Genomic DNA, 19869 nt, shown 5'->3' with positions numbered 1-19869 from the left:
GTAGCTTAATTCGAAGTGGGTAGGTCTGGTTTGGGATTCCCCCTTCCCAGACCGTGGAGCGGGGGACCCGCGATTCGAGCCCCCAAGGATGGGTTTACGGCGTGTCTGGGAAGGGGGAATCCCACACCAGACCGGACGAGATGCGGCAACTGAAGGTGAATAAAACTTCAAAAAAAACCGAAAGGGGTTAAGCTTTCAACGCCTTCAACACCTCCTCGGACCGAATCGGAATATCGCGCATTCGAATGCCCACGGCTGCAAAAATCGCATTCCCGATCGCCGGCCCCACCACTGTCGTCGCCGGCTCACCCAACCCGACCGACGTCTCAGTGCTATCCACAAACTCAATCTCCATCGCCGGCACATCCCGCATCCGCATCGGCGTATAACCGTTCAGATTGCGATCCTTCACCTGACCATTCTCCAACATCGTCCCCTCATGCAACGCCATACTCGCACCCCACAACGCCGCCCCCTCAACCTGAGCGCGCGCGCCATCCGGATGCACAATGGTGCCCGCATCCGTCACAATCGTCAGCTTCTGCAACGTCACCTTGCCCGTTTCGCGGCTCACATGCACCTGCGCCACACAAGCCGTCCAGGTCGGCATATTCCGCTCCTGGCCGTAAGACGTCGCCACACCCAGAGCCGTATCCGCCGGTAGTGATTGCTGCCAGTTCGACAGCTCCCGAACCCGACGCAACACATTCGCCTGCCGGGAGGCACCGCCCACCGAATTGGGCGCCGAGCCGGCGTTCTTGCCTTCGGCTTTCAACAGCGCCAGGCGAAACTCAATCGGGTCTTTGCCTACCTTGTGGGCCGCCTCATCCATAAAAGACTCCAGTGCCCAATTGACCCAGCCCGAGCCCACCGAGCGCAACCAACCGGGGCGGAAAGTCTCGTTCGCCAGGTCATTGGAAATGGCCCGCAAGCGGTGTGCGCCCACCGAATACCAGTGGGCTGCCCCCTGAATGGCGAAGGGATCAAACTTCACGCCATTGGACGCCTCCGGCATAAACGAGGGCACCATGACCTGGGTCGGCCAACCCGCCGTCGCGTGGTGCTCCATCCCCGTCGGGTTGCCCTCCGCATCAAAGGCCATCCGCACCCGCTGGTACGCAGGGGAGCGAATTGAATCAAAGCGGCAGTCATCCTCCCGGGTAAAGACCAGTTTCACCGGTCGACCGAGTGCCTTGGCCGCCAGCGCCGCCGGTACTGCGTAGTCGCCATTCAGCCGACGGCCGAAGCCGCCGCCCAGCATGTAGGTGCGCATCACAATATTTTTTTCGGGTACATCCAGTGCCGTGGACAGCACCGGTAAAATCAGTGATTGCCACTGGTTCCCCGTATGCACCTCCCACTGGCCGTCTTTTTCAAATGCCAGGGCGTTGACCGGCTCGAGCTGGAAGTGCAGCACACTGTGGGTGATGTAATCGTGCTCCAAGGTGGTGTCGGCGCTGCTGAACGCATCGTCCACACCATCGTCGTTGACCACCAGCGCGCCCTTGTCGGAGGACTCAATCAGCTCCCTGCCGTGGTCGAGAACATCGCGCTCACTGACGTTGGCGGTCTTGCCGGGGTTCCAGTCGACTTTCACTTTTTGTGCGGCTTTGTTGGCCGCATGGAAAGAGGTGGCCACTACCACGGCCCAACCCGGCACGGTACCGCTCGGGTCATCGAGTTTTATCGTCTTTAGGTAGCCGTCGACTGTCTTCGCCTCACTGTCATCAATACGGTTGATGGAAGAACCAAGGCGCGTGGGAGGAATCAGAGGCCGGGCGTACACCATGTTCTCGACGGACGCGTCCAGCCCATATTGGCTGGCCCCGGTGGTTTTAGCGGGAATATCGAGGGCCTGGGTTTCTTTACCGATCAAGCGGCGCTCGGAGGGCGGCTTGATGGGCATTTCCTTAAGCTGCTCCTCGGTAAACGTCCGGCTGAGCTTACCGCGTTGGACAATCTCGGCATAACTGATGGAGCGATTGCCCGCAGTGACCTGACTGTTGCGAGCGCGGCACTGGCTGGCCTTCACGCCCATCAGTTTGGCGCCCTCTTCGATCAGGGCCATGCGCCCGGCGGCACCGGCGCGGCTGAGCGGGTCGAAATTCTGCCAGACCGACCAGCTGCCGCCGGTCACCATCAGGCCCCATTTCGGGTCGCTGTCCACATGGTGCAGCTCGACCATGGACCAGTCCGCCTCCAGTTCATCCGCCACGATGCGAGCCAACGCGGTGCCCACGTGCTGACCCATTTCCGCTTCGGCGATATTCACCACAATGCGGCCGTCGGGGTGAATGTGATACCAGATGGTCGGCTCAAAGGTCTGGTTCTCCACTGCGTCTTCCGGCTGGGCGAAACTCAGCCCCGGTCGAAAAAACGCCATGGTGAAACCGCCCGCGGCGGCGCCAATCAGAAAGCCCCGCCGGCTGACTTTCGGCGGCTCGGCCGGTGCGCCGTGTTCGGGGTTCAGCAGGGAACGAAACAACTTGTTCATGAGGCCGCTCCTTCTGTTGTATCGGTTCCGTCATTGGGTTCATTGCCTTGGCCGGCACCGCGCATGTCGGCCGCGGCCAATTTGATGGCTTCGCGTATGCGCACATACGCCATGCAGCGGCACAAGTTGCCGCTCATCACCTGATTGATCTGCTCGTCCGTCGGGTCGGGGAAGTCCTTCAGCATGGCCGCGGCCTGCATGATCTGCCCCGACTGGCAGTAACCGCACTGGGGCGTCTGGGTTTTGACCCAGGCTTGCTGCAGGGGGTGTTCGCCCTCCGGGTCCAGCCCTTCGATGGTGGTGACGGCGGTGCCGTCTACCTGTTTGGTGGGGGTAATGCACGAGCGAGTGGCCCGGCCGTTGATCAACACGGTGCAGGCACCGCACATGCCGATGCCGCAACCAAACTTGGTGCCGGTCAGGTTCGCATCGTCGCGCAGGCTCCACAGCAGCGGAGTGTCATCGGCCACCTCCAGGGTGACCGGCTGGCCATTCAGGGTAAACGTGGTACTCATTGGGCTGACTCCGTTTGGGTGGCGACCTCTTGGCGTTGGCGTTCGATCTCGTCCTCCAGATTGTTCCAGGCCGGTCGATCGGTGTGGGTCGCTCGCAGGAAGTGCAAAAGGGCGCTGATATCGGCGTTGCTCAGTTCGGCAAAGCCCGGCATGACCACACCAGGCAGTCCCTCTTCATTGTCTACGCCTTCCAGGGTGACGCGGATCAGGTTCATCGGGTTGTCCGCTCTGAGGGCTGTGTTCAGGCTCAGGTCCGGGCGCAGCGTGCTGGGGTTTTCCGGGTCGTTGTAGTGACAGGAGGCACAGGCATAGGTAAACACTTTCTCGCCGTAGCCGAGCGTTTCGGCGCTGCGCTGCTGCGCGGCTTGAATCGTCGCGGTGGCGGTTTGGGCGGCCTGCTCTTCGCTTCCCGGTTCCGCCATGGCACTGAAGTAGCTCGCCAGCGCGCGGATGTCCCGGTCCTGTGCTCGGCCCAGGCCCCGATGCACCACATCGGCCATGGAGCCCACGGCGACGCCGTGATAGGTGGAGCCGCCGGAGCGCAGGTAATCGTAAAGCGATGCCTCGGTCCACGCCACCGGCGCCAGGCTGCTGGTGTTCAGGGCGGGGGCGTACCAGTTGTTGATGACTGCCCCTTCATAGGCTAGGTCAGTCTGCTCCGCCCCGAAGTCGTTGCGCGGTGTGTGGCAGGCGGAGCAGTGCCCCAGCCCTTCCGCCAAATAGGCGCCCCGGTTCCATAACTCGGAGCGGGAGTCTTCCGGCTGATAGCGGCCTTCCTCAAAGAACAGCAGCTTCCAGCCCGCCTGTAACAGCCGGATATTGAACGGGAAGCGCAAGTCGTTGCCCGGCGGTTCGGCGTTCACCGGCTCTCGGGTCATCAGGTAGGCGTAGAGCGCGTCCAGATCCTCGTCACTGACTTTGGTGTAGTGGGTGTAGGGAAAGGCGGGGAAGAGATGAGCGCCGTTGCGGGAAATACCCTCGCGCATGGCCCGGTGAAAGGCCTCCCGGGACCAGGTGCCGATGCCGGTGGCGGTGTCCGGGGTAATGTTGGTGGAGTAGAGGGTGCCGAACTCCGTGGGGAAGGCGCGACCGCCGGCCAGCGGCTGCTCGGGATCCACGGTATGGCAGCTCTGGCAGTTGCCAATGCCCGCAAGCGCCTCGCCCTGCTCAAGCATGGCCTGGGAGAAGTTCCCGGGGGAGGGCGGGTCTTGCTCGGGTATCGATGCCTCCCAGGCGTACACCAGAAACACCGCCAGCAACAGAATGCCCAGGCCAACGAGAATGGCCGTTATGCGCTTGATCACCTTGCATCTCCTTCGTCTTACTGCCTAAAGCGTTATGCTAAATCGGCAGATGAGTGGCTATACGGGTGCTGCGTTTTTTAACATACGCACGCCATCTGCCGCCGATTCATGGCGACGGTTTGGCAAGTGCTTATTTTGTTATCTCTCCATTGTAGACCACACGGGGGGGTTGTGTCGTACAAAGCCGCCTTTGTGGGCGGCAGCCGGAGTAAAAGACGGGACTTTGGGGCGGCGGCCAGGCCCGTTTATCCCTGAGCCTGGCTTATTGAAGGTTTGGTCGTTATAGGTTTGAAGGCGGGCTATTTCTTTTCGACCTTTACCAGAATGCCCATATGGTCGGTGTAGGCGGCAGCCCGGTTCGCTGTGAAGGAAAACTGTGTAAAGTATTCCACCTCTATAGATTTTACGGTGGCGGTATTGTATACGGCGACGTCGAACTTTTTGTTGTTCGCTGAGTTTGTCCCTTTGTGAATAACCGCTCCGCTTCCGACCCAGCTATCCGTGGGGGTGGTATAGGCTTTGTCGGAGTCGGCATCCCGGAAGGCCTTGCCCAGCGCTTTGCTGATAACTTCCGGGCTAAACTCCTCCCTGGACTGGTTGGTGTCGCCCATTATCAGGTCGATGAGACCGCCTCCATCAGTGTTCAGCAGGGCTGTTTGAATTTTCTGATAAAACTGCTCCATATTGGCGGCCTGCTTTGCAATACGGTTGGGCACATGTACAAACACTGTCAGCACTCCGTTGCATCGGGCCGCGCACCATCCATCTCCCTCTCCCAACACGGCCATCGTCCCTTGTTGGCGGGAGCTGTGAAGGCTGAAGCAATTGCAGGCTCTTGTTTTCAATCCCCCTGTTGCCCGGAGCCGCTTTCCAGCGGAGGCGGGAAGCGAGTTCCATTCGGGGTGAGCCGAATCGAGCTCGCCAAACACGATCAGATCGCAGCTCAGGCCCAGCTCCCGGTGGGCCTGTTGATAAATCTGCAACGATTTGCTTTTTACCATTTTGAGCGTTCTGTCGAGCGCCTCGGCGTACTCGGGCTCGGCCTCCGAACGTTTCCGCTTGAGCGACTGTTTGGGCTTTTTAACGTTCATGGCGTCGGCATCGGCAACAGGCACCAGTTCCGCTGGGCCTTGTATCGCCTCGTGCGGCTCGGCCTTTGGGGTGGTGGGGTATTTCAGTGCTCCGCTATGGCCCGTATAAAAGGACGCCAATGTTTTCTGCGTGTGACGAAGGTGTGTTTGGGAGGTGCTGGCTGCAAGCCCGTGTTCCAGACTGGAGTTGGAGTTCAATGATTGGTAAGCGATGACGGACACCATATAACTTCCTCGCTGTTTTTGAGAAAACCGGTTGTGAATCAGGTACGGTTTCCACCGTCCATGAGTTGAAAAACATCATTAGTGCGGACGCTTTTTAACACACCGCTTGTGACAGGCCAGTGAAGTAAGTCGCAAAGTCAGAAGAGGCTATGGGAAGTGGCATCTATGTCTGCAGTAAAGCGCGTTCCTTGAGCGCTTATAATTATTCAGAATCTAGGTTTCCCGTAACTGAATAGGCTCCAGCGCCTCCCCCTCCGGTAGCACCCGTCCGATCACCCGTGTGTGCGGGTAGCCTAGCGCCTGAAGCGCCAGCACGCAGGCCTCGACCCGATCGGCCGGTACACTGGCCAGAAGCCCGCCGGCGGTTTGTGGGTCGAACAGCAGTGGGTAGCGCGGGTGGTTCACCCATTTTTCCTGCTCCTTGATCGCACGGCGCAAGCGTACATTGGCCGGCTGCAGGGAGCTTAGAATGCCGGCTGCGACGGTTTCCTCGGCGCCGTCCAGCAGGGGCAGTTCCGAGAGGTTGAGCTCCGCATCCACGCCGGAGGGGCGGGTCATTTCCACCAGGTGGCCCAGTAGGCCGAAGCCGGTCAGGTCGGTGCAGGCGGTGGCGCCGTGCTCGCGCAGGCACTGTGCGCCCAGGCGGTTGGACAGGCACATACTTTCCAGGGCGGCGTCGATCCAGCGGCCCTTGGCACCGAGTTTGGCGTGAGCGGCGAACAGGGTGCCGGTGCCGATGGGTTTGGTGAGGATCAGCGCTTGGCCCGGTTGCAACGCGCCCTTGGTCAGTGCCGTTTCGTCTTCGCCGATCAGGCCATTGACCGCGAAGCCCAGCGCCAACTCTTTGCCCTCGCCGGTGTGACCACCCACTAACGTACAGTTGGCGTCGTTGAGCACCTCGAGCGCGCCGGTCATCATCTGGAAGACGGTGTCTTCGACTTTGGACTCCAGCCCCTGGGGCACGGTGGCGACCGCCGTGGCGCTCTGGGCTTCGGCGCCCATGGCAAAAATATCCCCCAGGGCATGGTTGGCCGCCACCTTGCCGAAGATATAGGGGTCGTCAATAAACGCCCGGAAAAAGTCGATGGTATGCACGGCCAGTTGGCCGGCGGGGACGCGCACCACGGCGGCGTCGTCCGGCGCATGAAGGCCGACGAGCACTTCCTCCCGCTCTACGGGCTCGAGGGTGGAAAGGGCGCGGGACAATACCGACGCGCCCACCTTGGCGCCGCAGCCACCACAGCGCATCGCCACGGCGGAAATCGCCTGGCTCTGTTCATCCTCATCGAGAGGGACCCGGCTCGGGCGCGCTTTGCCCATGGTGCTCTCTTCCATGGGTGGCAGGTCATTGAATTTGGCCATGAAACGCCGGTCGATGCTGTTCTTCCAGCGCCAGACCCAAGTACCGGCACAGGAAAAGCCACCGCGTGAAGCCACAGCGTATTGCTCGCCGGTGCTGATCAATGCCAGCCAGCGTTTTTGGGGGCGGTAGGGTTTCAGTGGGCGGTTCAAAATCGCGGCCCGCAGGTTGTCCGCCAGGGGGCGCCCCTGACGTACGGCGAACACGCCGGCTTTTTCTCGCGGGTGATTGATTTGGGTGGCGACATCCCCGGCGGCGAAGACCTTCGGATCATTCAGCGTCTGCAATGTGTCTTTGACGCTGATAAAACCGCTGTCGTCCAGCTCCAGTCCCGTGTCTTGCAGCCAGGCGGCACCACCGGCATTGGTGACCCAGACGATCTCGTCCGCCTCGTGCCAGTGCCCATCGGCGGTTTGCAGTCGGCCGGACTGCACCGCGGTGACCTCCGCATTGGTATGCAGGTTGATGTCCCGATAGGCCAGGGCTTGATGAAAATGGTTGCGCACTCGTTGGCTGTGAGTGGGCAGAATTTTCTCATCCCGAGTGAATAGATTGAAGATCAACTCCTCCGGGTCCCGCCCCATCGCGGTCAGCTCGTTGTGCAAGCGATAATGCATGGCCAGGGTGAGCTCCACGCCTCCAGCGCCACCGCCCACCACGGCCACCCGGGTTTTACCGTCGTGATGGGTGAGCCGGTCCAGCAACTGTTGCCAGCGGTCATTGAACTGGTGAATAGGCTTCACCGGCACGGCGTGTTCCGGGGCGCCTCCGATGGAGCGCATCTGTGGGCTGGAGCCGATATTGATGGAGACCAGATCGTACGGTACTGGTGGGCGGTTCTTGCACAACACCGTTTGCTGATTGCGGTCGAGCCCCACTGCTTCATCCCGAAAGAATCGCGCGCCGGCGTATTCGGCCAACCGACGCAGGTCGATATGCACCTCGTCATAGCGATAGTGCCCGGCGATATAGCCCGGCAGCATGCCGGAGTAGGGCGTGTGGGTATCCCGACAGATCACCGTCAGGCGCACGCCGGGTTCGGGCTTCATGGCAAAGCGCTTGAGCACGCCCACATGACTGTGGCCGCCGCCGATCAGAACAATGTCGCGCAAGATAGGTTGGTCGGCCTGTTTCATGGGTGAATGCCGGACTCCACGTATTTCAGATTGATAAAGACACGCCCGAGACTGTTACCCAATCTGAGGCAGATGAAGATTGAAATGGGTGATCACCCAGTCCGATTCGCCCTCGATCACTACCGGCTCGCCAAACTGACCGGTTTCATCGTCGTAGCTCAGTCGAATGTCCAGGCCGTCCCGCTCGCAGCGATAGATTGACATTAAACCCGAAGCGTCTTCTTTGGAGAAGTCTGAGCCGCTGAACTCAATGACGTCGCCTTCAGGATTTTCGAGAACCACCTGGCCGGCCAATGTGGACGCTGACATAGATTGCTCCTTCAGGTTGAGGGGAAAAGGGGGCGTCGCCAGAGGCTCACCTCGGCGAGTGTGTGTTGGTACTTCCGGGCAGTCTCGCGAATCACAAAGGGTAGCTCGCGCGTGGGCGTTTGAAGCTCCAGGGCCGGCTCAAGCTGTCGGCGTAGGCCCTCGAGCATGCGAAGGGGGCGACCGTCTTGGACAAAGCCTCCAATCCATTTCTCGGGTGAGGTGTATTCCGGCAGCAGGGTATAGGGCGAGCTGATCACCAGCAGGCCGCCCGGTTTGACCAGATTCGGCAGCTGGGCGAGAAAAGCCGCCGGGTCCGGCAGGCGGTCGATCAGGTTGCCGGCGAATACCAGATCAAAGGTGCCCAGGCTGGCGTCCAGCGCACAGGCGTCGCCCTGTTGGAAGTGAGCACGGGCCGCGGCGTCACTGAGGCCGAGCGCCGATAGCTCCACGGTCTGTTGGCTGAATAGCTCACCCTCCTCCCTCACCCGGTAGTCAGACTGCCCGGTATTCGCCAGCACGTCAGCGGTAGCGATAAAGCGGTGAGACAGATCGATGCCGATCACCTCGTCAAAAGTTCGAGCCAGCTCAAAGGTGCTGCGCCCGACGGCGCAACCCAGATCCAGGGCCCGCTCGCGATGGTCGGAGTGGGTGGCCAGGGCCAGCTCCACGCAGGCGCGGGGGTAGTTGGGCACGCCGAAGTGCTCCGCTCCGTAGTGGAAGTCCAGGTACTGGCCGAGCAGCTCGTCGGTTTCGTAGGGGTTCATGCCGTTGGCTCCGGATCAGTCATCAGGACAGGTGCGAAAGCCCACGAAGGCATCACTCCGGTCAGGCATATAGGCCTGGCGGTAGGTACCCCGGATCAGGCGTGATGAGGTGGCGCAGGAGCCACCCCGGGTGACTTTGTGGCTGCCGAACTGCAAGGTGGACATAAACACGTACATATCCACGGAAAAGCCGTCGTAGGGCAGAAATTGGTCGCTGGTCCATTCCCACAGGGTGCCCAGCATCTGGCGGCAGCCGAAGGGGCTTTCCCCTTGAGGCAGGGCGGTGATGGGCTGGCTCGCCAGGCCGATGCCGTCCATATCCACCCGGGTGGGGTCCATCTCATCGCCCCAGGGGTAACGGCGCAAAGGCTGGTCCGGGCGGTTGCCCAGTGCGGCCACCTCCCACTCGATTTCAGTGGGCAGGCGGCGACGGGCCCAGCGGCAGTAGGCTTCGGCTTCCCAGTAGGTCACATGCTTGACCGGGAAGTCCTCGGGCAGAGGGCGCCAATGGTCGAAGTGGCGTTCTTCCCATCCGGTCGGAGTTCGGTGCCAGTAGTAGGGGTGAGTCTGGGTACCGATTCTGGGCGACTCGGCGGTCCCGAAGGCCAGGTCTCTCTCGGTATCCAACCATTTGCGGCCACCCTGACTCCAGAGCTCGCGCCGCTGGTAACCGCCGTCCTCGACGAAGCGGCGGAACTCGCCGTTGCTGACCAGGGTGCGGGAAATGCGGAAAGCGGGCAGGTCCACCTCGAAGCCGGGTTTCTCGTTATCGAAGGCGAAATCGTGACGCGCATAGTCGGGGGAGTGTGCGGGCATACCGATGCGATAGCGTCCGGCCGGGATCAGCGCGTCTCCGGTCGCGTCCGGGTCGGGTTGCGGGGCCTCCTGCGGAGCCAGCCGGGTGCCGGGCGGGGCGGGGTAGCCTTCGGTCTGTCGGCACCAGATCATGGACTCGATGTGCATGTTCTGGTGAAAGATGGCGTATTGGCTGAGGTAGTGAGCCTCGTCGGTCAGGGGCTTTTGCTCGATCCGCCGGCGAATCGCCCGGTAGATGGCGTCGGAATAAGCGAGAGTGTCCGCCATGCTTGGAAACAGCTCGGGGTTCCAGCGGTCCTCGTGGTCCAGGTGGAAAGAGTCCCAGATCTCGTCCATGGTCGGATCATAGGAACCGACGTCATCAAGTGGCTTGCGCACGAAAGTCTCGTAGAAAAAGGCGCAGTGCCCCGCCTCCCAGACCGGTGGATTGACGCCGGGGTGATAAGGGACGCGGAGCCTCTCTTCCCCCAGAGTGTCGATCAGCTCTCGCATGCGCTGCTGGGTGTTGTCCAGGGCGAGTAGCAGGGTGTCTCGGTTGTCCATTTTCTGCCTCCTCCCGTGGCGATTTGGCGGATGTGGAGTCCGACGACCATCGCAATGCGTTAGGTCGTGACATACGCTGACAAGGGTGCTGAACGATCAACGATAGCATAAAACGGGAAATTCCCCGGTTCCCTTGCTATAATCCCGCCCTTTTTCCAGTTCCCGGCCGGCAGATCGCTGGTGGCGGGGTCCCCGGTCGGGGGCGGGCTGGCCCGCTTCCGGCGGTGTTTATTGGAGTCTTCCATGGCTAACAAAGTGGCAATTGTGATGGGTTCGCGTTCGGACTGGCCGACCATGTCCGAGGCGGCGACGATTCTGGATACGCTGGGCGTGTCGTACCACACTGAGGTAGTGTCCGCCCACCGTACGCCGGATAAGATGTTCCAGTTCGCCGAGCATGCGGCGGAGGAAGGCTACAAAGTCATTATCGCCGGGGCCGGCGGCGCGGCGCATCTGCCGGGCATGATAGCGGCCAAAACCACGCTGCCGGTGCTGGGCGTGCCGGTCCAGAGCAAGGCGCTCAGCGGCCAGGACAGCCTGCTGTCGATCGTCCAGATGCCGCGCGGCGTGGCGGTCGGCACGCTTGCCATCGGCGGGGCCGGGGCGTTCAACGCCGGCCTGATGGCCGCCCAGATCCTCGCCACCGGCGATGCGGACCTGACCCGTCGGATTACCGACTGGCGCAACCAGCAGACCCAGACGGTCCTGGACAACCCGGATCCCCGAGGCGAATAAGCCCGAACCACGCTAGCCCTGAGACAACGCAAGAGAGACGAGTGAGTATGGTCCCACGCATAATCGTGGCCGGTAACGGTCAATTGGGTCAGATGCTTCAACAGGCCGCCGCGCCCATGCAGGTGCGGGTCATGCCCGTGAATCCCGCGGGGGATGAGCCGCTCGAGCTGAACGCCAGCGACGTGATCACCGTGGAGCTGGAGCACTGGCCCGATACCCCGCGCGGGTTGCAACTCAAGGAGCATCCGAACTTTCTCAATGCCACCGCCCTGCACTCGGTCATCGACCGCCAGCGGCAGAAGAGCCTGCTTGACCGGTTGAAGGTGCCCACTTCGCCCTGGGTGTCGTTGGGTGACGCCGATGGCATGGCCGAGCAGCTTGAATCCCTGGGCCAGCCGGCCATCGTCAAGCGCCGTCGCGGCGGTTACGACGGACGTGGCCAATGGCGCTGGCAACCGGGCGATGCCCCGCTGCCCGAATGGGCCAATGAATGCATCGCCGAGGCGATGATTCCCTTCAGCCATGAAGTGTCCCTGGTGGGCGCGCGCAATCGCGCCGGGCACAAAGTCTATTACCCGCTGACCCGCAACTGGCATCAGAACGGTATTCTGCGCGCCAGCGTGGGCAACCTGCCGGTGCCCGCCGAGCAGCAGCGGCTGGCCGAGGAGTGGCTCGGTAAGATCATGGATGACCAGAATTACGTGGGCGTCATGGCCATGGAATGCTTCGTGGAGAATGGCCACCTGTTGGTCAACGAGCTGGCGCCTCGGGTGCACAACTCCGGCCACTGGACCCAGGCCGGGGCGGATATCAGTCAGTTCGAGCTTCACTTGCGGGCCGTGGCGGATTTGCCGCTGATTACCCCCGAAGTCTATGGCGTAACCATGATGTACAACCTGCTCGGACGGGACTGGCAGCCCCGCTGGCTCTCGGTGCCCGGCACCCATGTGCACTGGTATGCGAAAGAGATTCGTCCCGGTCGCAAAGTGGGCCATATCAACGTTCATCGCCCGGATGTTTCCACCGTGATGGGGAGCCTTAAAACCTTGCGCGAGCTGGTGGACGAAGAAGACCAGTGCGTGTTTGATTGGGCCCTGGCACAGGTATAGCCGAGCCCACGGGGCCTGACTCCGAGGTAATAGCGGCCTACCTCCAAGGCGGTATGGTGCGTCCCTGCTCGGGGCGGTAAATTGGTGCAACCAGGGGCGTAGTCGCCTTTGAGTTGATTGACGTCAAAGCGCGCCGGGTACGGCGGCTTTACGCTACCGGCACCATCCATACCCCGAGTTCTGCCATGTCTCTGTACCAAGAACCCCTCGCCTGGGACCAGGCCGTCATCGATCGCTATGACCTGAGCGGCCCCCGGTATACCTCTTACCCCACCGCGCCCCAGTTCCGCGAAAGCTTCTCCCTGAACGAGTGGCGCGCGGCGGTAGCCCGTAGCAACCGCGCCCAAAAGCCGCTGTCGCTTTACTTCCATATTCCGTTTTGCGACACCCTGTGCTTTTACTGCGCCTGCAATAAAATCGTGACCCACAACCGAAGCCGTGCCATGCCTTACCTCGAACGGGTCGAGCGGGAGATGGCTCTGCAGGCCGAGGTGTTTGACACCGAGCGGCCGGTCAGCCAACTGCACTGGGGCGGTGGCACGCCCACCTACATCAGCGAAGAGGAAATGTCCTGGTTGATGGACGCCACCGCACGCCACTTCCGGTTGCTGGACAACGATGAGGGCGAGTACTCGGTGGAGCTGCATCCCGGGCGTATGTCTGTGGGTAAGCTGGTGCATATGCGCGATCTCGGCTTCAATCGGGTCAGCATGGGGGTGCAGGATTTTAACCCCCGGGTGCAGGAAGCGGTGAACCGCTACAACAGCGTCGAGCAGGTGGATGAGCTGATGCAGGCGGCGCGCGCTCACGGCTACCGCTCCATCAGCATGGATCTGATTTACGGTTTGCCGCTGCAAACCCGCGCTACCGTGACCGAAACCCTCAATCAGGTGATTGACCTCGGGCCGGATCGGTTGTCACTGTTCAACTATGCGCACCTGCCGCACCTGTTCAAAAGCCAACGGCTGATTCACGAGTCGGAGCTGCCCAGTGCCGAGGAGAAGCTGGACATTCTGCACTCGGCCATCGAGCAACTGCAGCGCGCCGGCTATGTCTACATCGGGATGGATCACTTCGCCAAACCGGATGACAGCCTGGTTACCGCTCAGCAGCAGGGCCGCATGCAGAGAAATTTTCAGGGTTACTCCACGCACGCCGAGTGCGACCTGATTGCTTTCGGGGTGTCGGCCATCAGCTATTATGGGGGTACTTATCTCCAGAACGAAAAGCGTGTGGAGGACTACCAGGCACGCATCGATGAGGGCAAGCCTGCGTTGGTGAAAGGCGTACCGCTCACCGAGGAAGACCATCTGCGCCGCGCCGTCATCAATCAGTTGATCTGCCATTTTCAGTTGGACTTTGATGCGCTTCGCCAGCAATTCGGTATTGAACCGGCGAGCCACTTCGGGTCGGAATTGGCCGAGCTGCAACCGATGGTGGACGATGGCCTGATTGAGCTGAACGAGCAGGGCATTCGGGTACTCAACCGGGGGCGCCTGTTGATTCGCCGGGTCTGTATGGTGTTTGACCAGTACCTTAATGCCGGCACCCAGATTCGCTATTCCAAAGTGATTTGATGCCCGCGCCGTGTACAATGCTCTCCATTGAAAAATGGGAGGCAAGGCGTGGCGCTTTTCTGGCTTTTTGTGGTGACGGTGGTGGTTGTCTCGGTGTTGGTGTTTGGGCCGGTGTGGCGCTATCGCCGCCGCCGCGCGGAGGCAACCAAACCCCTGCCCGCGACCTGGCAGCAGTGGTTGAGCGACCGTTGGTGGCTTTACCCCTACCTCCCCGAGACCGTCCGGGTTGCCCTGCACCGGCAACTTCAGGTCATGGTGGCCCACACCGATTTTTACGGCTGCAACGGCCTGGCCGTCACTGAGCCGATGAAAGTGCTGACGCTGGCACAGGCGGCGCTGATGAACACCGGTCGGGGCCGGATGCAGTGGTCGGGCTTTCCCGTGGTGTTGCTCTACCCCGACGCCTTCGTACGCGAGGGCGAAGTGGTCAATGAGTTGGGCGTGGTCAGCTATGAGCGGCACGAACTCTTGGGCGAGTCCTGGGAGCAGGGCAAAGTGGTGCTGTCCTGGTCCGATATTGAGCAGGATCTGCGCGGCCACGACAGTCACTGCCTGGTGATTCACGAATACGCGCATCAGCTCGATGGGCGAGATGGCGTCATGAATGGTACGCCGCCATTGCTGGATCAGGTGCAACTGGGCGATTGGGCGAAGGTCATGCAGTCCGCTTATGATCATTTGTGCGCCGCACTGTCCCGGCCAGGCCTGACACAGGGAGAAGTGTTGAGTCAGGTATCGATCGATCCCTACGCCGGCACCAACCCGGAAGAGTTTTTCGCGGTCATTTCCGAGGTTTTTTTCACCGATCCGGAAACTCTGGTATCGGCTTATCCCGCCGTTTACGAGCAGCTTCGGCGTTTCTATCGTCTGGATCCCGCCGGCTGGTTCGTTTAGTCCGCTTCGCCGGTGGCGCCACGCTCGGATCAATACTATAAACAGACAGTACGCGACCATCGCGCCGCCGCTTTTGTGAGCGGGAGGATTTGCAGTGGTCTATGTATCTGTCACGGTGTCTTGTGTGCCCATTTTCTTCTTTGCCTAATCGTTGTTGACGGGGCGGAGTCTTGTCGCATTTGTCGTTAATGGCATCATTTTCATGCAAAGCGGTAAAGCGATCTCGTATCTGTTAATCAGATATGGAGTCGGTAGCGATAAATTGGCCCCCCGCTCACGAGCCTGGTAGGGAGCCATGTCCAAATCGTTGTACAAAACGGAAACAAAAGTGTTGCTTGAGGTGCTCAGGGAATTGCGCGGAGAGTCCGGCCTGACCCAGGCTCAGTGTTCCCAGGCCCTCGGGCGTCCCCAGTCGTTCATCAGTGACGTTGAGCGCGGTGTTCGCCGCCTTGACCTGATACAGCTGAGGGACTTGTGCCACGTGTTCGGGATCAATTTGAGAACCCTGGTCGGGCGTTTCGAGCGTCACTTGGCGGAGTGCTATGAACACGCTCAGAGTGAGAGAGAATGACCCCCTTCCTGATTGACGCCTTCCTCCGCAGTTGAATATCTGAAAAACAGATACTACACTCCTAACTTGAATGGCACTTAAGTCCTTGTCACAGGACAAGCACGCCGTCGATCAATGTCGGCACTCTGGGGGCCTTGGCTTGCGATCCGGCGCGCTCGGCTGTGATGTAGCATCTTGCGAAATGACGGGCGGTAACTAGACTAGAACTAGGTAAACAGGAACAGCCTGGATGCGTTCGCCGCCGCCCGGGAGGGTTCCTCGCGTGTTTTGGCCAACAGGAGGATGGCGCGCATGAATCGATCCCTGGCATGGAATCGGTCCGAGGACTGGCATTTCTATCAGTTGCTGGACTGGCCCTTGGCGGCCCGCACTCCCTGGTGCCTTTTGGCGGTGACCGTCATGTTGGCGGCGGCGACCTACGTGGTGTACCGCACCGGTGGCACGGCCTACGCCTATCCCTATCTGATTTTGATTCCCGTCCTGTTTTCGGCGGCCTGGTTCGGTCTGGCCGGAGGCCTGTTTTCGGCCTTGTTGGCGGGGGCTCTGATGGCTGCTATGCCCCTGGACGTCGAGCGCGGCGTCTCGCAGCCGGTGTTCAACTGGGTGCTGAGGGTGGGGTTGTACCTGGTCATCGGTGGAGTGGCTGGCTGGTTGTTTCAGTCCCTGCGCCGCGCGTTTCGCGAGCGTGAGCAGATTGTTCGCACCGACCCGCGCTCTGCTCTGCCCAACCAGGTGGCTTTGGAGCAGGACCTGCAGCGCTGGCTGATCGATAGCTATGCCCGGCGTGAGCCCCTGAGCCTGTTGATCGTGCGGGTGAGCGATGCTACCGATATCCTGGAAGCGATGGGAGCAGACGCTTCGGATGAACTGATCTCCCGCCTGGGACAGCGGCTCAAGCATTTGGTGGAACCGCTCGGTAACGTCTATCGTTTCAGCATTTCTGAAATCGCCATTCCCCTGAAAGATTGTGGCGACGTCCGACTCTCGACGCTGGTGCGCTCGATCATTGAAGCCGGGGAGGAAAACCTGCAGGTCAAAGGGGTCCCCGTGCGAGTGCAATTGGCGCTCGGCGCCAGTACCACCGGCGGCAGTTCGCCGCCCGCGGAGCCCGATCATTACCGCCATGGTCTAGATCACTACCGCCAGTGCCTGGATGCGCTGCTGAGCGAAGCGCGCATTGCGTTGTTTGCGGCCCTGGAGCGGCGCATCAGTTACTGTCGGTATGAGCCGGCCTTGAAGCAGAAAACACGAGACAATATTCATCTGATCGCGCGCGTGCGCCAGGGACTGGACCGCAACGAGTTCGAACTGCATTATCAACCCAAGGTCCGGGTTCGAGATGGCGCCCTGGGTGGCTGTGAATGCCTGATTCGCTGGCGCGACGGTGCTCGGGAAATGATTCCTCCCGACCTCTTTATGCCCAAGGTGGAAAACACCACACTGATCGCTCCGGTTACGGAGTTCGTCAGCCAGCAGGGTTGCGAGTTTCTTCGCCAGTTCCGGCGCCCCACCAGCATCAATTTTTCGTCCCGAAATCTGGTGGATGATCGATTACTGAATTTTATTGAACGCCTGGTGAGCCGCTGCGATATCGACCCCGCATTGGTGGAAATCGAAGTCACCGAAAGCGCTTTGATCCAGAATCTGGAGGCGGCCAGGCGGGCTATTGAAAAGCTGCGTGGTTACGGTTTCAAAGTCACCATTGATGACTTCGGAACCGGCTTTGCGTCATTTGATTATCTGCGTCGTCTGCCCATTACGGGCATCAAGATTGATCGCGCTTTCGTGGTCGGTATCGACACCGACGAACGGGCCAGAAAGTTGCTCGGTTGTATGATTGATATGGGACACGCTCTGGAGTTGACGGTGACCGCGGAAGGCGTCGAGACCAAAGCCCAGTTCCGAGTTTTGCAAACGCTAGGCTGTGACTTGGCCCAGGGCTTTCTTTTTGCCAAAGCCATGCCCGCGTCCACGTTCATGGCCTGGTCTGCCGCTTATCGACCGCCAGAGCCCTAGTGACCAGGCGTGCCGGTATTCAATGGTTCGCTAACGGTTTTCCAAACGGTTGTAGTCCAATAGGCCAGCCGCCACGCCAGCGCGCCGGCGGTAGAGCGTGTGAATTTCATCGCTGATGTCCCAGAAGTTCGGGTCGCCCCGGCGCACGCCGTAGCGGTCCTTCAGCCGACGATAATCGGCCTCGGTTTTAAGGGATTCAATGGCCTGAACAAACGCCGGGATATCCCGCTCGTTCATCATCAGAAAACTGTTGGGATAGGTGCCGATCACACCACCGGCGATGGTCAGGCTGTCCTCGTCGGGCAGCCGCCGGGCCTGCTCGGAGAACATGGATGAGAGATTGCTGTAGGCGGAGTTGTGGGTCAGCGTGAGCAGTGCCTTTTGCGGGATATAGATGACGGTGGTTGGTGGCAGCAGGGTGAGCGGTTGGCCCTGGGTCTGATTCAGGCGGGCCAAGGCTGTTTTTGACGCGTCGTTGAGCTCTAGAGCCGCCACCGAGTGGCTTCGGTCGAGTACCGGCTGCAACCGGTTCGACAGGTGACGGTAGAGCTGCTGCTGGGCGTTGCCGCCATCAAACGCAAGGCCGGTGCGAACGTTCAGATTGCCCCGATAGATATTCAGGTACTCCCGCAGTTCCTTTTCCGCGTCTTGATACCAGTGGGAAATTGTCGGCTCTTGTCTGGCATCGGGCAGGAAGCTGATAAAATTCATTTCCCCCTCCATGCGCAGGAAGTCCATGTAAAGCCGACTGAGCAGCTGGTGAGAGGTGTTGCCGTAGACATCGAAGCCGGCCACCAGTAGGTAATGGATGCGTTCGAGCAGAGGGTAGTCGATGACCCAACTGGTTTTTGGTGGCTGGCCGATGAACCCTTTGTGGATACTGGCACTGTCGGTGTGGCGGAAGATTGTCAGGGCGGCATTGCGGTTGTGGCCATCTCCGTCCCAGATCATTGCCATCGTCAGGGGAACACGCTCACCCAATTTGTGGGAAAGGTAGGTGGCCTTCGCGGCCAGGTAGTCTTTCTGCAGTTGGGAGTAGCGGTGCCAGTTGCTCAGGGGGCGCCAGGTGTTGCCGACGCCGGCGGGCAACTTGAGGTGGTCACTGTTTTTGGCCAGAAACTCGGCGTCCATTTCGTCGCTGCTGTACTCCGGGTCTACAAAGCTCACCCAGAAGTGGTCCTGAATCACGTTCAGCGCCACCTGCCCCCGGCAGACCGGCCCCTTGATGAAGTTCATGATGGTGAATTCCGCCTCATCCAGCAGGAACCGGTAGCGGCTCTCCACCGGCAGGTCGACAAAGGTTTCGAACGGGTTGGCGGCCTGTTCAGGCTCGTAACCCGGCAGCCGGGAGACGCGATAGTCGGCCTCAAGGAACCACTGTCGCCAACGCTCCCGGCGGGCGTCGGTGAGTGAGTAAGGCAGGTGGTTTTTGGCCACAATGCTGCTCGGGTCCCGCCAAAGCCGGTAGTAGACCCGGTCGGTGCCGGGGTCATCAAAGGGGCGGCGGGTGCTGATGCGATCGATCGGCGCGCCCGGCGGTGTGCGGGAACGGACCAGTTTGAAGTAGGCCTCGGGCGTGTCGCCCAGGTGCAGGTGCGCCAGGAAAAGGTGTTCGTACAGGTAGCGGCTCATCAATCGTGCTTTCAGGCTATCGCCATTGAAGAAGGTTTCCCAGTCCGACACCGACGCTTTCAGCGTCTGGCTTAGCGGCGTGGGAGGCCCGGCGGGAGCACCGTCTCTGAGCCACTGGATCAGGGTGTTGTGTTCATCCTCGGCGAGGCCTGGCAACCCGTAGGGCATACCCCACAGCGGATAATCCTTGGCATAGTCGTCGAAGCCTTCTATGCGCGGGCACTGCCATTGCCGGTTGAGGGAGAAGTCAAAACTGTCGGGAAGGACCCGCTGGGCCGGCAAAGGGTGGCGCCGCTTCAACTGCAGCATCTGCGCGAGCACACTCGCCTCAATGTTGCTGTCGGCATCCTGGCGGCGTTCGTTGATCACGGGATAGAAACCTTTTTCACGCCACTGGGCGGTGGTCTCGGCATCCTCGAACAGTCGCGTTACTTCGGCGCCGAGCAGGCGGGTACCGTCGTACACCTTTTCTTGATGCGCGCCCCGAAACAGTCCTTCCCGGGCTTCCATTTTCAGTTGGCAGGGGGCGTCGTAACAGCCGTGGCAGACCGTACAGCGGTGTTCGAGCAGAGGTTTGATGGTGCCTTGGAAGCGGTCATCCGCGGACGTGGATGAGACTTCCCGCGGCTCGGGCTCGCCGTAGTGGTCATTCCACCACTGGTGGCCAATAGTGCTGCAGCCTATGACAATCAGTGCGAGTGCGGCCAGGGTTCCTCTGGAGAGCCAGCGTGGGCGGGGCATGTGGGGTCCTGGGTTAAAAATGGAGGTCGCCTTGGAG

At 60.7% G+C, this 19869-nt stretch carries 15 protein-coding genes; 6 read left to right on the top strand and 9 right to left on the bottom strand.

The window, feature by feature from the left end; all coding sequences use genetic code 11:
* Window positions 1-187: 187 nt before the first annotated feature.
* From G547_RS0107915 to senA, 8 genes are all read right to left on the bottom strand, one after another.
* The gene (locus G547_RS0107915) at window positions 188-2494 is read right to left on the bottom strand and encodes a xanthine dehydrogenase family protein molybdopterin-binding subunit (protein WP_027329392.1); all 2307 of its coding nucleotides are present in this window, start codon (window positions 2492-2494) and stop codon (window positions 188-190) included.
* Window positions 2491-3009: a (2Fe-2S)-binding protein gene (locus G547_RS20610; protein ID WP_036187664.1), complete on the bottom strand. Its 519-nt coding sequence runs from the start codon at window positions 3007-3009 to the stop codon at window positions 2491-2493. Before G547_RS20610 ends, G547_RS0107915 begins: the two co-directional genes overlap by 4 nt.
* Complete coding sequence (locus G547_RS0107905) at window positions 3006-4313, bottom strand: cytochrome c (RefSeq protein WP_027329391.1); 1308 nt, start codon at window positions 4311-4313, stop codon at window positions 3006-3008. The genes G547_RS20610 and G547_RS0107905 overlap by 4 nt, the downstream gene beginning before the upstream one ends.
* Before the next feature lie 299 nt (window positions 4314-4612).
* The gene (locus G547_RS20605) at window positions 4613-5629 is read right to left on the bottom strand and encodes a hypothetical protein (RefSeq protein WP_051235046.1); all 1017 of its coding nucleotides are present in this window, start codon (window positions 5627-5629) and stop codon (window positions 4613-4615) included.
* Between the two features lie 213 nt (window positions 5630-5842).
* Window positions 5843-8125, bottom strand: coding sequence for a selenide, water dikinase SelD (gene selD, locus G547_RS0107895; protein ID WP_027329390.1), 2283 nt, complete (start codon window positions 8123-8125; stop codon window positions 5843-5845).
* Window positions 8126-8179: 54 nt separating this feature from the next.
* Window positions 8180-8434, bottom strand: coding sequence for a hypothetical protein (locus G547_RS0107890; RefSeq protein ID WP_027329389.1), 255 nt, complete (start codon window positions 8432-8434; stop codon window positions 8180-8182).
* Between the two features lie 11 nt (window positions 8435-8445).
* Window positions 8446-9198: a putative 4-mercaptohistidine N1-methyltransferase gene (locus G547_RS0107885; protein WP_027329388.1), complete on the bottom strand. Its 753-nt coding sequence runs from the start codon at window positions 9196-9198 to the stop codon at window positions 8446-8448.
* A gap of 15 nt (window positions 9199-9213) precedes the next feature.
* Window positions 9214-10557 carry a selenoneine synthase SenA gene (gene senA / locus G547_RS0107880; protein WP_027329387.1) on the bottom strand — a complete coding sequence of 448 codons (1344 nt, stop codon included), beginning with the start codon at window positions 10555-10557 and terminating at the stop codon, window positions 9214-9216.
* Between the two features lie 243 nt (window positions 10558-10800).
* On the opposite strand from senA, the gene purE reads away from it, so the two are divergent.
* The 6 genes from purE to G547_RS0107845 all read left to right on the top strand — a co-directional run bounded on the left by purE (window position 10801) and on the right by G547_RS0107845 (window position 17459).
* Entirely contained in the window at window positions 10801-11292 is a 492-nt protein-coding gene (gene purE / locus G547_RS0107875) for a 5-(carboxyamino)imidazole ribonucleotide mutase (RefSeq protein WP_027329386.1), read from the top strand.
* A 47-nt stretch (window positions 11293-11339) separates the two neighbouring features.
* Window positions 11340-12401: a 5-(carboxyamino)imidazole ribonucleotide synthase gene (gene purK, locus G547_RS0107870; RefSeq protein ID WP_027329385.1), complete on the top strand. Its 1062-nt coding sequence runs from the start codon at window positions 11340-11342 to the stop codon at window positions 12399-12401.
* A gap of 185 nt (window positions 12402-12586) precedes the next feature.
* Complete coding sequence (gene hemN / locus G547_RS0107865) at window positions 12587-13978, top strand: oxygen-independent coproporphyrinogen III oxidase (protein ID WP_027329384.1); 1392 nt, start codon at window positions 12587-12589, stop codon at window positions 13976-13978.
* Window positions 13979-14026: 48 nt separating this feature from the next.
* Window positions 14027-14872, top strand: a complete 846-nt coding sequence (locus tag G547_RS0107860) for a M90 family metallopeptidase (RefSeq protein ID WP_027329383.1) — start codon at window positions 14027-14029, stop codon at window positions 14870-14872.
* 295 nt (window positions 14873-15167) lie between these two features.
* The gene (locus G547_RS0107855; RefSeq protein ID WP_027329382.1) at window positions 15168-15443 is read left to right on the top strand and encodes a helix-turn-helix domain-containing protein; all 276 of its coding nucleotides are present in this window, start codon (window positions 15168-15170) and stop codon (window positions 15441-15443) included.
* Window positions 15444-15734: 291 nt separating this feature from the next.
* Window positions 15735-17459: a putative bifunctional diguanylate cyclase/phosphodiesterase gene (locus tag G547_RS0107845; protein WP_027329381.1), complete on the top strand. Its 1725-nt coding sequence runs from the start codon at window positions 15735-15737 to the stop codon at window positions 17457-17459.
* A gap of 30 nt (window positions 17460-17489) precedes the next feature.
* Here the strand turns inward: G547_RS0107845 and G547_RS0107840 are convergent, their stop codons facing one another.
* On the bottom strand, window positions 17490-19832 hold the full coding sequence (locus tag G547_RS0107840; protein WP_036187660.1) for a fatty acid cis/trans isomerase: 2343 nt from the start codon (window positions 19830-19832) through the stop codon (window positions 17490-17492).
* Window positions 19833-19869: the final 37 nt, after the last annotated feature.

Origin of the sequence: Marinimicrobium agarilyticum DSM 16975 (assembly GCF_000423345.1) — a bacterium.
GTDB lineage: Bacteria > Pseudomonadota > Gammaproteobacteria > Pseudomonadales > Cellvibrionaceae > Marinimicrobium > Marinimicrobium agarilyticum.
Note: the sequence above shows the minus strand (reverse complement) of the source record. Positions and strands in the feature narration are given on the sequence as shown.

Excerpts from the sequence above, each read along its gene's own strand:
- purE (WP_027329386.1), top strand. The coding sequence starts at position 10,801 with ATGGCTAACAAAGTGGCAATTGTGATGGGTTCGCGTTCGGACTGGCCG.
- G547_RS0107890 (WP_027329389.1), bottom strand. The coding sequence starts at position 8,434 with ATGTCAGCGTCCACATTGGCCGGCCAGGTGGTTCTCGAAAATCCTGAA.
- hemN (WP_027329384.1), top strand. The coding sequence starts at position 12,587 with ATGTCTCTGTACCAAGAACCCCTCGCCTGGGACCAGGCCGTCATCGAT.
- G547_RS0107840 (WP_036187660.1), bottom strand. The coding sequence starts at position 19,832 with ATGCCCCGCCCACGCTGGCTCTCCAGAGGAACCCTGGCCGCACTCGCA.
- G547_RS0107855 (WP_027329382.1), top strand. The coding sequence starts at position 15,168 with ATGTCCAAATCGTTGTACAAAACGGAAACAAAAGTGTTGCTTGAGGTG.
- G547_RS0107885 (WP_027329388.1), bottom strand. The coding sequence starts at position 9,198 with ATGAACCCCTACGAAACCGACGAGCTGCTCGGCCAGTACCTGGACTTC.
- G547_RS20610 (WP_036187664.1), bottom strand. The coding sequence starts at position 3,009 with ATGAGTACCACGTTTACCCTGAATGGCCAGCCGGTCACCCTGGAGGTG.
- senA (WP_027329387.1), bottom strand. The coding sequence starts at position 10,557 with ATGGACAACCGAGACACCCTGCTACTCGCCCTGGACAACACCCAGCAG.
- G547_RS0107845 (WP_027329381.1), top strand. The coding sequence starts at position 15,735 with ATGAATCGATCCCTGGCATGGAATCGGTCCGAGGACTGGCATTTCTAT.
- purK (WP_027329385.1), top strand. The coding sequence starts at position 11,340 with ATGGTCCCACGCATAATCGTGGCCGGTAACGGTCAATTGGGTCAGATG.
- G547_RS20605 (WP_051235046.1), bottom strand. The coding sequence starts at position 5,629 with ATGGTGTCCGTCATCGCTTACCAATCATTGAACTCCAACTCCAGTCTG.
- selD (WP_027329390.1), bottom strand. The coding sequence starts at position 8,125 with ATGAAACAGGCCGACCAACCTATCTTGCGCGACATTGTTCTGATCGGC.
- G547_RS0107915 (WP_027329392.1), bottom strand. The coding sequence starts at position 2,494 with ATGAACAAGTTGTTTCGTTCCCTGCTGAACCCCGAACACGGCGCACCG.